The following is a 12,128-nucleotide window of genomic DNA, read 5'->3' as shown; positions in this document are numbered from 1 at the left end:
CGCCACAACATATCATGCCGTAAAAGTTTGTATTTCATCATGGATCCTTTTTTACTTTAACAAGCGACAAGCCCTTGACACATACATTAATAAAAGAGCAAATGTGAAGGGGGCTGAGGGGTGAACATTTTAGTCATTTGGCGGTTGTTGACGGTTGGTGGGGTGAATGCCGGATGGCGCAATCGGGCGTTATATTTTAAAAAGCGTGGCATTACGACCGATTTTTTATATACGAAAGATTTGGGCGGCATGCATATGATGGAAGATGTCGCAAACGTGTATGTAGCGAAAAAGAAGCGAGATGTTCATGACATTTTACGAAAAGGGTATGATGCGATCATTGTTGTTGATACGAGCCAAGCGTACGAGTGGTTGAACGACGTTGGCTATGCAGGTCCGATTATTGTCGAGGCGCGCACGCCGGAGTTGTTGAAGTTAAAGCGGAACTTGCAAGGGGTTGAGACGATTTCCCCGCGTCAGTTTATCGTTCCGTCTTATTACCAAAAACGACTTCTTTCCGTCCTCGTTAACGATCAAGCGCCGATTACCGTCATTTATAACGGATTAGATGCGTCTTTTTTTCAGCCATCTGTATGCGATGATGTACCGAACAAAAAAATTATTGCTTATGTCGGACGGTTAGATGGAAGGAAAAATTGGCGGGCGTTTTTGCGCATCGTCTCGCTATTACAAAAAGAGCGGGATGATATCGAATGTTGGATGATCGGTGGGGCGCATAGTGTCGATAAACAAACGTTTGAAACGGAATGGAAAGAAAAAAAGCTCGACCCGTTCGTCAAATGGTTTCCCGTCGTTCCGTACCAACAAATGCCTCACATATACGCCCGCATTCGTCAATCAGGGGGATGCTTACTAGCGACAACGAAAGTCGAATCGTTCGGCAATACGTTTATTGAAGCGATGGCGTGTGGCGTGCCGGTCGTTGCCCCGCGCGTATCTGCCATGCCGGAAGTGATCGCTCACGGAAAAACAGGATACTTATTTCGCGAACATCATACGCGCGGTGCCGTTCGAGCGATTGAAGCGATCATCGACGATCAGGAGCGATATGAAGAGATGAGCGAAGCTGGCAGGGCGCGCGTGCTAGCGCAATTTACGATTGAACGTTGTGCCGAAACGTATGTCGATTTACTACAACATATTGTAGGTGAACAAACATGAACTATGAAATGACGTTCGCAAGCCATAAACATAACTCCCATCTCATCACGTTTCATGATGGGAAACGGTATGTCGTCAAATTTTATGACACGAAAAAGCCGAAAGCGCTCATTAACGAATGGCTCGCATACCAAATTGCGAAATATATGAACCTTCCGATTCCGCACGCCCGACTCGTTTCTTTACCCGACGCGCTCGTACCGATTCCAGATGACACAACGATTGTGAAAACGAAAACGCAGTTTGCTAGCGCGTATATTGACGGGAAAAACGCCCATGAAACGACGCTTTATCGCATCGCCAACGCCGATCAGCTTGCGGGGGTGATCGTTTTTGATTATTGGTTGTACAATTGCGACCGAACGAGAAAAAACGTGATTATCGAACAAAATGGTGAGCATCAGACGTTATGGATCATTGACCACGCTGACATATGCGGTTCATTTGCGTGGACGGTTGAACAGTTAAAACAGCTGCCGCAAACGCTTATCGAAAGCGCTACGCATCGCATGATGGCGTCGTTTGTGACCGTTCAACAATTGGAAGAAGCGATCGCCGTTATGCAAACGATGCCGACACTTTTACTTGAAGAAATGACGAAACATATGCCTGACGATTGGCCGATGACGGAAGAAGAACGAAAGCAACTCGTTCATACGCTCGTGTATCGACGTGATCATGTCGTTCCGCATCTCATCCGCAAATGTTGTAAACAGCTTTGGCCTGAGCTAGCATAGCTTAGGCTTTTTCCATGTGCGAGCGAAAGAAAAATAGATAAATAGGGAAAGGCCGTATCCTTTGTCCGAGATCATGTATATGTTATTAGCAGAGAAAAAATTTGTTAGAAAGGTGTGAGGATATGATGGTGAAAATTGTTTTAGATGCAGGGCATGGAGGGCGTGATCCGGGGGCGGTCGGAAACGGACTTCGTGAAAAAGATGTAACGTTAACGATTGTGACGAAAATAGGGGAGATGTTGAAAGAGTATGAACATGTCGATGTGCACTATACGCGGACAGACGACCAGTTTATTGAACTATCGGAACGGGCAGCGATGGCGAATCGGATCGGTGCGGACTTCTTTTTATCCGTTCATGTGAACGCAGGCGGTGGAACAGGATTTGAATCATATATATTCAATGGAAATGTGAGCAAAGAAACCGTTTCATATCAAAACATCATTCACGATGAAGTGATGAAAGCGATTGGAGATGTGCGCGATCGCGGAAAAAAACGTGCGAGCTATGCGGTGCTTCGTCAAACGAATATGCCAGCTTTATTGACGGAAAACTTATTTATCGACAACGCAGGCGATGCCGCGAAGCTGAAATCAGACGAATTTCTGTCGCAAATTGCCCGCGGTCATGTGGAAGGAATGGCGAAAGCGTTCGGATTGCAAAAGAAACCGCCTGCTCCACCGAAAGACGATGGAAAGTTATACCGCGTGCAAGTCGGAGCATTTCGCGATAAAAAAAATGCAGAACGTCTCGTCGAAGAGTTAAGAAAAAAAGGATACGATGCGATCATTGTTTAACCTCTGCGATTGGCAGGGGATTTTTTATGCATATTTTTCATTTGTTGTTAAAAAATAATAGCGAATGGAGGGGCGTTATGAGACTGTTCACATGTGGCATCATCATCGTTTGTTTACATGCCTTGCCGTATTTTTTACTTGGGGAAGATGCGCACATGCGCGTGCACGATAATTTAGACTCTAATATTGCTTGGTATCGCGTGCTCGTACAAAGTGGCGAGCTGTTCGGCTCCGTTCATGCGACAATTCCGCAAATCATCGGCGGCTTGCCGCGCAACGCGTACGGGACGGAGTTTAGCGGCATCGTTTGGCTTCATGCGCTCTTTCCGTCCGTTTACGCCTATGGATTGAGCCAGCTTCTTACGCGCCTGTTTGCGTTTATCGGCATGTATTTATTATTGAATACGCACGTATTAAAGGAAAAAGAAGCGGAGTGGATTCGCGTCGGGGTCGCGCTTGCGTTCGCCCTTACGCCGTTTTGGCCGTCAGGCATGCTTAGCACGCTCGGTATGCCGCTAGCGTTATGGGCGCTGTTAAACATTCGCGCCGGCGATCGCTCGTTGAAAAATTACGTCGTGCTGACGTTGTTGCCGTTCTACTCTAGCTTTGTGCTCGGCTTTTTCTTTTTTTTAAGCGCGATGTTTATATTTTGGGCGTTCGATGCGTGGCGACGCCGTCCGAACGTACCCCTTTTGTTGGCGCTCATATATATGACCGTTCTTTATTTAGCGATTGAATATCGGCTCGTTCATTCATTTTTATTTGCGACAGAGCCGACGAGCCGCGATGAATATGTGCATGCTCGCTTACCGTTATGGCGATCGCTTCGCCTGACGCTCAAAAACTATATGTTCGGTCATACGCATGTCATGACGATTCATACGCTCATTATTTTACCGATCACGTTGATCGCTTTATATATCGTATGGCGAAAAACATGGTGGCAACAAGAGCGGCTGTTTTGGCAGCTTCATATTGTGAACGTTGCGCTTTCCGCGTGGTATGCGTTTTGGTTTTACAAAGGATGGTTGCCTGCAACAGAAGCGTTTCCGTTTTTAGATCGGTTTAATTTTGCGCGCTATCATTTTTTGCGACCGATGGTCATTTATGTGCTGTTTGCGCTATCGCTTCGCATTATATGGCGCGCGTGGGATCGAGGAATCGTCTCGTTTGCGATTGCCTCTCAACTCGTTGTGGCGATGTTGTTTCATGAACAAATTGTATATCGCGACAAGCCGACGTTTCGCGCGTTTTATGCCGAAAAGCAGTTTGAACAAGTGAAGCGATACATCGGCAAGCCGCTTCATACGTATCGCGTCGTCAGCATCGGCATGCATCCGGCGATCGCGCAATATAACGGCTTTTATACGCTCGATACGTACAACAATTTTTATCCGCTGTCGTATAAGCATCAGTTTCGGAAAATTATTGCGAGTGAGCTTGCGAAAAATAAAAAACTAAAACAATATTTCGATGAATGGGGCGGTCGCTGTTACATATTTGTCGATGAGCTAGGAAAGCACTACATGTTTACGAAGCAATCGAACAAGCGCATACGCCATCTCAAGCTTCATACTGACGTATTGTACGACATGGGCGGACGATACGTGTTTTCCGCCTTGCCGATTGACAACGCAAAGGAAAACAACTTAAAGCTATTGCGCACGTTTGAACACGATGAATCCGCATGGAACATTTACTTATACGAAGTGGAAAGGGAGAAAACGACATGACCGTTTTAGCGATCGTTGTACCTTGTTATAACGAGCAAGATATATTGCCAGAAACGATTAAACAACTGCTTTCGTTAAGGCAGCAGCTCGTAGATGAACAACTTATTTCGAAAGAAAGCAAAATTGTATTTGTCGATGACGGAAGCCGCGATCAAACGTGGACGATCATTTATAAAGCATGTTTGCGACATGAAGAAGTGAAAGGAATAAAACTGGCAGGCAATGCAGGGCATCAAAACGCCCTTTTAGCAGGCATGTTTGCCGTCAAAGGCGCGGCGCATTGCATCGTAACGATGGATGCCGACTTGCAAGATGATATATATGTCGTGCGCGAGTTTGTACAAAAATTTCATGACGGATACGATATCGTTTATGGGGTGAGAAGAAAGCGCGACGTTGATTCGTACATGAAGCGGTGGACGGCCGAAACATTTTACCGCATGATGAATCGCATCGGGGTGAAGCTTATATACAATCATGCAGACTATCGTCTCATGAGCCGGCGCGCGGTAGAAGCGTTGCAGCAATTTCGCGAAGTAAACATGTTTTTGCGCGGAGTTGTCCCGCTCCTTGGTTTTCCTTCTACAACCGTATATTATGACCGAAAAGAGCGAAAAGCAGGCGTGACGAAATATCCGCTTATGAAAATGATACGCTTTGCATTCGATGGACTCACGTCATTCAGCATGATGCCCATTCGGTTCGTTTCCCTTCTCGGTTTTTGTTCATTTTTCATTAGCGTCTTGTTTGCGCTATACGTGCTTTTTTTAAAAATAACAGGACATACAGAAACGGGCTGGACGTCGCTCATCATGTCCATTTGGCTCGTCGGTGGGTTGCAGTTGATTGCGATCGGCTTAGTTGGCGAATACATCGGAAAAGTATATAAAGAAACGAAACAACGACCGCGCTACATCGTAGATATCGATTTGTTCAATTGGCCGGTCGTTGCCCGGCGCGATGAGGAACAAGTCATAAGCTAAGGCTCCGAACTAGACGGAGCCTTTTTGCATCATTGCTCGTTGAAACGACTGGAATAGGGCGAACGAAACGAACGTCAGCAATATGCCTGTCACATACGGCAAACTCGGTTTTAACGTAAATAGCCAACCTGCGATCGCCGGCCCGCCGATGCGCCCGAGCGAATCGAACGATGATAATACGCCTGTCGCGCTTCCTTGTCCGCCCGTTGTATATTTCGTAAGCAAGGACGATACACATGGGCGAATGACGCCGTTACCGATGCCGAAAATCGTTAAGTAAAGCGCCGCTGTCCAAAAATGATTGATGAACAAAATAAGAAAAAAGCCGAGCGCTGATAAAAATAAGCCGCCGCGAATGACCGTTCTTTCACCGAACGATGCGATCAGTTTTCCGAGCAGTCCTCCTTGAACGATCGCACCAGCAAGTCCCATCATCATGAAAATGTAGCCGAGCTCTTTTGACGTAAGACCTGCGCGTTTTGCGGCAAAATAAGCGAACGTCGCTTCAAGTCCAGCGAGGGAAAATGTGACGATCAGCTGCAACATATATAAGCGCGCCAAAGGTCCTTGAAGGGCGGAGGAAAGCGGCGGACGTTTCGCTTGTCCGACCGAACGTTTTTCTTTCGGAAGCGACTCATGTAAGAAAAAGAAAACGAACACGGCGGTCAAGAGCGATAAACAGCCGGCGATCCAAAACGGAACCGTTAAGCTTGTAGCGGAAAAGATGCCGCCGATCGCTGGTCCGAAAATAAATCCGAGTCCGACAGCCGCCCCGATCATACCCATTCCTTTTCCGCGGTTTTCTTCTGTCGTTACATCAGCCACATACGCCATCGCCGTTGGCATCGTCGCGGCAGATAGGAAGCCTCCAATGATGCGAGCTGCAAACAACATCCACAACTTCGTCGCCATGGCGAATAAGAAAAACGACAGCGCCAAGCCGGAAATACCGATAAGTATCATCGGTTTTCGCCCGTATCGGTCAGATAAGTTTCCCCACATCGGTGCGAATAAAAATTGCATAAAAGAGTACACGGCCATGAGCCAACCGAGCTCTGTTGGGGTTGCGCCGATGTTTTCAGCGAAAAACGGAAGGACGGGAATAATAATGCCAAACCCGACCATGACGAAAAACATCACAACAAATAAAAGCGGCAAGTAACGCCGTTCGTTCATTGTAACCATCTCCACTATGTAGTTTGCATTTTTATCATAATGGAAACGATACAATTTTTCAAAGATGTCGATGCGTTGACAATAGAAAAAATTTTAGCGAAACTGAACGTGTATGAATGACGGTGGGAGAGTTGAGAGATGACATATGTAAACGAGCACGTGTTAAACAATTTATTTTACATGCTAGTGAGCATTTTTTTCTTTTATTTTTTATACGATCACGTTCGGTTTTTCCAGCGAAAAAAGGCGCATCAACGATTGTTGCTTATCGCATGTTTAAGCGTTCCGATCATTTTATGTATGAAATATCCGATTTACATCGCCCCTGATTGCGTGCACGATTTGCGGCAAGTTCCGTTTTTACTTGGCACGTTTTACGGTGGATGGACGGTCAGTTTTCCCCTCTTGCTTATTTTGCTGCTCGCGCGCTGGGCGATGTACGGCTATCAATTCATTACCGTCGCTGTTTATGTCATGATGTTCGTTTTCGGCAGTTTGTTTTCTCCTATTTTCCAACGGTTGTCGAGAAAACAACGGTTATTCGCTTCGGCGGTGATGACGTTTATATTAGCGATTGTTGCTACGATTTTGGCGATCGTCATTTCTGATTTTCAAGTGACAGAGTCGTACGTCATTCACTTTATCCTTGTTCCTCCCTTTGCCGTATCGTTCGTTGTGCTCATCGTTGAAACGTTGCGTGAAGCGTTGCTCATTCGATCGAAAGCGATTAAGCTTGAAAAAATGGAAGTCGTCAGCCAGCTTGCCGCAAGCATTTCTCATGAAATACGCAATCCGTTAACCGTCGTCAAAGGATTTTTGCAGCTCATGAAATCAAAAGACATATTATCAGAAACGAGAGAGCAATATATCAATATCGCCCTTGAAGAATTAAACCGCGCCTGCGCCATTATTGACGATTATTTAACGTTTGCGAAGCCGTTTCCAGAAAAAATGGAGCCGCTTGACGTGCATCATGAGTTAACGAAAGTCATTGACATGTTGCGTCCGTTAGCGAACATGTCGGGGGTAGACATCGTGTCAACGCTCATGCCTGCGAAAGTAAGTGGCAACGCCCAATATTTTCGACAATGTTTTTTAAATATAATAAAAAATGGAATAGAAGCGATACAGCATGGCGGTGCGGTATATGTGCATATGCACGTCGATGAACGAACGGTGATGATCGTTGTACGCGATGAAGGAGCCGGCATGACGAAAGAGGAAATGGCGCGCTTCGGAGAACCGTATTTCAGCACGAAACAAAAAGGGACAGGTCTTGGGGCGATGGTGGCAGTTCGCATCATTGAAATGATGAACGGCACGTGGACGATAAAAAGCGAAGTCGGATCCGGAACGACGATGACGGTGACGCTTCCTTTGTTATTAGAAAAATAAAAATATTTCGAAATAATAAAAATGTATTGCCTTTAACGATTTTGGGCGTTAAAGTATAAAACAAGACGTTTATTTTTCAAAAGGGGAGTTTACAACGATGAGTTTGTTCAGGAAAAAGTCGATTGACGCGCTCATGAGCGAGTCAGGAAAAAGCGGCGCTGCACTAAAAAAAGAATTAGGCGCCTTTGATTTGACGATGCTTGGCATCGGAGCGATTATCGGGACGGGCATTTTCGTCTTGACGGGCGTAGCGGCGGCAGAGCATGCGGGACCAGCGCTTGTTCTTTCGTTTATTTTATCTGGATTAGCGTGCGTATTTGCGGCGCTTTGTTATGCGGAATTTGCATCGAGCGTGCCCGTATCGGGAAGCGCGTACACGTACAGCTATGCGACGTTTGGTGAGATCATCGCATGGATGCTTGGCTGGGATTTAATTTTAGAATACGGTGTGGCTGCATCGGCGGTAGCGGCCGGATGGTCGGGCTATTTCCAAGGGTTGCTTGCCGGTTTTGGCATTGAGCTTCCGCATGCGCTCACAAGCGCATACGATCCATCCAAAGGAACGTTTATTGATGTGCCAGCCATCGTTATTGTTTTACTTATTACGTTTTTATTGACGCAAGGTGTGAGAAAATCAGCGCGCTTTAATGCGGTGATGGTCGTCATTAAAGTGGCAGTCATTTTATTGTTTATCGCCGTTGGTGTATGGTATGTGAAGCCAGAAAACTGGACGCCGTTTATGCCGTTTGGCTTTTCTGGTGTTGCGGCAGGAGCGGCGACGGTGTTTTTCGCATATTTAGGGTTTGATGCGGTATCGACAGCGGCAGAGGAAGTGCGCAATCCGCAGCGCAACATGCCGATCGGTATTATCGCTTCGCTTGCTGTTTGTACGTTGTTGTATATTGCGGTGTCGCTCATTTTAACAGGAATTGTACCGTACGATCAATTAGGTGTGAAAAATCCAGTTGCTTTCGCGTTAAATTACATTAACCAAGATTGGGTTGCTGGATTTATTTCGCTTGGGGCGATTACAGGAATTACGACGGTGCTTCTCGTTATGCTTTATGCACAAACGCGCCTCTTTTATGCGATTAGTCGCGATGGCTTGCTTCCATCGTTATTTGCGAGAGTGAGCGAGCGCAAGCAAGTGCCGCTTGTGAACTCATGGGTAACAGGCATTGCCGTTTCCGTTTTTGCCGGTGTCATCCCGTTAAATAAATTGGCGCATTTAACGAATATCGGAACATTGTTTGCGTTTACGACTGTTGCGATCGGCATTTTAGTGTTGCGAAAAACGGAACCGAATTTAAAACGAAGCTTTATGGTGCCGTTTGTGCCGGTCATTCCGTTGCTTGCGGTAGCGTTTTGTACGTATTTAGCGCTTCAGCTTCCTGCGACGACATGGCTTAGCTTTGGCGGTTGGCTCGCGATCGGTCTCGTCATTTACTTCTTGTATGGTCGCAAGCATAGCAAGCTAAACGAGGCGCATGCGGAACAAAAACAAGTAAGTTGACGGGTTGACAAAATGCGTTCATGTTTTTATAATAAAATTACAGTTAAATTATAGTTTTCCTTTACAAAGGGGAGTAGCGTTCAGGCGTTCGCCTGAAAACAAAGTCGTCAATTCATGGCATCGTCCATCGGCTTTGTTGGCACAACATGTGTCTAGCGAGACCTTTGCCGTTCGGCAAAGGTCTTTTTTGCGTTTTTATAATTTTTGCCGACGGGCGAGGGAAAACTACATATTACAGGAGGGATCATTGATGGATGTATCATTGTTGTTAGAGTATGGTTGGGTGCTTCTCGTTTTAATCGGATTGGAGGGCATTTTAGCGGCCGATAACGCTGTCGTCATGGCGGTGATGGTCAAACATTTGCCGGAAAAACAACAAAAACGGGCGCTCTTCTACGGGCTTGCCGGGGCGTTTATTCTTCGCTTCGCTGCGCTTTTCGTCATTTCGTATTTAGTGAATATTTGGCAAATTCAAGCGCTCGGCGCGTTGTATTTAATGTTTATTGCCGTACATCATTTTATAAACAAAAATCGAGACGGTTCGCATAAAGAAGGGAAAAAGCAATCTGGTTTTTGGATGACTGTACTGAAAGTGGAGCTCGCTGACTTAGCGTTTGCGATCGATTCGATTTTAGCGGCGGTCGCTTTAGCGATGACGTTGCCAAATACGAACTTACCAACGATCGGAGGCATGGATGGCGGAAAGTTTTTAGTCATCTTCGCTGGTGGATTGATCGGTGTCATCATTATGCGTTTTGCGGCGAATGCGTTCGTCAAACTATTGCAAAAACGCCCAAGCCTAGAATCAGCTGCGTTTTTAATCGTCGGCTGGGTCGGTGTGAAGTTGGCAGTATATACGCTTGCGCATCCGAGCTTAGCTGTCGTTTCTGAACATTTCGCGCATTCGGCGTTATGGAAAGCGACGTTTTGGATTGTGTTGTTAGCGATTGCTGCTGGCGGCTGGTTTTTCTCCGGAAAAGAAACGAAACAACAAGAAGATGCGATTCAAACGTTGAAAAAAGCGCAAAACGAATAAGGGGAGGCACGTTCCTCCTCTTTTTGTTATAATAAAGAAAGAGAGGAGTGTTGATGTATGTTAAGTGAAAAATTGTTAAACGGACTGAACGATCAAATGAATTTTGAATTTTATTCTGCGCATGCGTACATGGCGATGGCTGCTTATTGCTCGGCGGAAGGATTGGACGGTTTTGCGAACTTCTTTTTAGTGCAAGCGGAAGAAGAACGTTTCCATGCGATGAAGTTTTACAACTTCATTAATGCGCTTGGCGAACGGGCGGTGATGGCCGGCTTTCCTTCGCCAAACAACGAATTTACGTCCGTTCGCGACTGCTTTGAAAAAGCGCTCGCCCATGAAAAAGAAGTGACGCGCCGCATTTATAAACTATCCGACTTAGCGTTAGACGAGCGCGAACATGCGACGATGAACTTTTTAAAATGGTTTATTGACGAACAAGTAGAAGAAGAGTCGATGTTTGATACGCTTATTCAAAAACTAAAACGCATCGAAGGCGACAGCAATTCGTTGTTTATGCTCGACAACGAACTTGCCCAGCGCACATTCACACCAGAACCATAAAGGGAATGCGAAGGCATTCTCTTTTTGTTTACCTCACATGAAAAAGGGCATAGTATATGTGTACAAATCATTTTTATAAATGTTATAATATTGGAAAAAGAATAGGGGGGATGGAAATGTCACAACAAACCCAAACGGTAACGTCTTCTCGAGTGAAAAAAAGTAAGCCAAATACTTCCCTTGTTGATTTTGGACAATTAAGAAAGAAGATTGCGAAACCTTCTCCTTTTGGAAGAAAGTTAGTGGATATGTATAAACAAGGAAGGTAGTAACGGATGCCCTTTGTGTTAACTTTTGAAGATGCGCAACATGAAAACTTCCAACAAGCGTCCATTTACATCGATGCTTGTTTTATTTTGGCTTACATGAACAGCGATGATCCACGTGGGGACAAGGTTTGTGAAATGTTGCAAAAATGGCAAAGAGAAGGTATCGCTCAATTAGGAATAAGCAGTCATGTATTTGGAGAAGTCATCCACCAGTTGTTTATTCAAGAAATATTGTTTCCGCTCGAAATATACCACAACATGCAGTTGCATCGAAAATTAAAATCCCGACCTGATGTTCAACTAGGACAGCTAGAAGAGCCTATTTCATTTCTTTATGACATATGGAAAAAAGAAATTTCACGTTTTTACAACAATAATATTGTTGTGAACGTATCTCGTCTTATTAAATCTGTGAAAAATCGTTATCCATCGCAAAGAAATAAGTTGCAAATTTTTTATAACCATGCGATTGATCGCTACAATGAGTTTATGGACGCATTGAGGAATGATTTTCACGTATCTTTTTTGGCAACAAACACCGATATTCAGCAGTTAACATTCGCTCAAATGAAATTATTACAACTAGAAGTGTACGATGCATTACATTATGCCATTGCTATGTATAACGGCTATGATTATTTCGCAACGCTCGATGGCGATTTTGCGCACCAGCTTTACTCTGAAAACAGTAAAACGAAAATTTTAAAGATTGCATAATGTCTACCCCTAACCAAATGTCGTGTATG

General features: G+C 45.1%; 12 protein-coding genes. 11 read left to right on the top strand and 1 reads right to left on the bottom strand.

What is annotated here, in order from left to right; all coding sequences use genetic code 11:
- Positions 1 to 120 precede the first annotated feature (120 nt).
- The 5 genes from ES017_RS01960 to ES017_RS01940 all read left to right on the top strand — a co-directional run bounded on the left by ES017_RS01960 (position 121) and on the right by ES017_RS01940 (position 5,432).
- Positions 121 to 1,182 (top strand): glycosyltransferase family 4 protein, encoded by a 1,062-nt coding sequence (locus ES017_RS01960; RefSeq protein ID WP_163151072.1) that lies wholly within the window; start codon positions 121 to 123, stop codon positions 1,180 to 1,182.
- A complete protein-coding gene (locus ES017_RS01955; protein ID WP_171334664.1) occupies positions 1,179 to 1,919 on the top strand; it encodes a HipA family kinase in 741 nt (246 codons plus the stop codon). Before ES017_RS01960 ends, ES017_RS01955 begins: the two co-directional genes overlap by 4 nt.
- A 125-nt stretch (positions 1,920 to 2,044) precedes the next feature.
- Positions 2,045 to 2,716, top strand: coding sequence for an N-acetylmuramoyl-L-alanine amidase (locus ES017_RS01950; RefSeq protein ID WP_003396870.1), 672 nt, complete (start codon positions 2,045 to 2,047; stop codon positions 2,714 to 2,716).
- A gap of 26 nt (positions 2,717 to 2,742) precedes the next feature.
- Positions 2,743 to 4,449 carry a DUF6044 family protein gene (locus tag ES017_RS01945; protein ID WP_003396867.1) on the top strand — a complete coding sequence of 569 codons (1,707 nt, stop codon included), beginning with the start codon at positions 2,743 to 2,745 and terminating at the stop codon, positions 4,447 to 4,449.
- Positions 4,446 to 5,432: a glycosyltransferase family 2 protein gene (locus ES017_RS01940; protein WP_163151066.1), complete on the top strand. Its 987-nt coding sequence runs from the start codon at positions 4,446 to 4,448 to the stop codon at positions 5,430 to 5,432. The genes ES017_RS01945 and ES017_RS01940 overlap by 4 nt, the downstream gene beginning before the upstream one ends.
- 9 nt (positions 5,433 to 5,441) lie before the next feature.
- Here ES017_RS01940 and ES017_RS01935 read toward each other — a convergent pair whose 3' ends face one another.
- Positions 5,442 to 6,608, bottom strand: coding sequence for an MFS transporter (locus tag ES017_RS01935; protein WP_253263338.1), 1,167 nt, complete (start codon positions 6,606 to 6,608; stop codon positions 5,442 to 5,444).
- 138 nt (positions 6,609 to 6,746) lie between these two features.
- On the opposite strand from ES017_RS01935, the gene ES017_RS01930 reads away from it, so the two are divergent.
- The 6 genes from ES017_RS01930 (at position 6,747) to ES017_RS01905 (ending at position 12,099) form a co-directional block, all read left to right on the top strand.
- Positions 6,747 to 8,003, top strand: a complete 1,257-nt coding sequence (locus tag ES017_RS01930) for a sensor histidine kinase (RefSeq protein ID WP_171334662.1) — start codon at positions 6,747 to 6,749, stop codon at positions 8,001 to 8,003.
- Positions 8,004 to 8,100: 97 nt separating this feature from the next.
- A complete protein-coding gene (gene bcaP / locus ES017_RS01925) occupies positions 8,101 to 9,516 on the top strand; it encodes a branched-chain amino acid transporter BcaP (protein WP_171334661.1) in 1,416 nt (471 codons plus the stop codon).
- 250 nt (positions 9,517 to 9,766) lie between these two features.
- The gene (locus ES017_RS01920; RefSeq protein ID WP_003396856.1) at positions 9,767 to 10,552 is read left to right on the top strand and encodes a TerC family protein; all 786 of its coding nucleotides are present in this window, start codon (positions 9,767 to 9,769) and stop codon (positions 10,550 to 10,552) included.
- Between the two features lie 57 nt (positions 10,553 to 10,609).
- Positions 10,610 to 11,113 carry a ferritin gene (locus ES017_RS01915; RefSeq protein ID WP_003396854.1) on the top strand — a complete coding sequence of 168 codons (504 nt, stop codon included), beginning with the start codon at positions 10,610 to 10,612 and terminating at the stop codon, positions 11,111 to 11,113.
- 116 nt (positions 11,114 to 11,229) lie between these two features.
- On the top strand, positions 11,230 to 11,382 hold the full coding sequence (locus ES017_RS01910; RefSeq protein ID WP_171334586.1) for a hypothetical protein: 153 nt from the start codon (positions 11,230 to 11,232) through the stop codon (positions 11,380 to 11,382).
- Between the two features lie 6 nt (positions 11,383 to 11,388).
- The gene (locus tag ES017_RS01905) at positions 11,389 to 12,099 is read left to right on the top strand and encodes a hypothetical protein (RefSeq protein ID WP_171334585.1); all 711 of its coding nucleotides are present in this window, start codon (positions 11,389 to 11,391) and stop codon (positions 12,097 to 12,099) included.
- The last annotated feature ends 29 nt before the right edge of the window (positions 12,100 to 12,128 follow it).

This window comes from Anoxybacillus sp. EFIL (genome assembly GCF_013096955.1).
Classification (GTDB): domain Bacteria; phylum Bacillota; class Bacilli; order Bacillales; family Anoxybacillaceae; genus Anoxybacillus; species Anoxybacillus ayderensis.
Note: the sequence above shows the minus strand (reverse complement) of the source record. Positions and strands in the feature narration are given on the sequence as shown.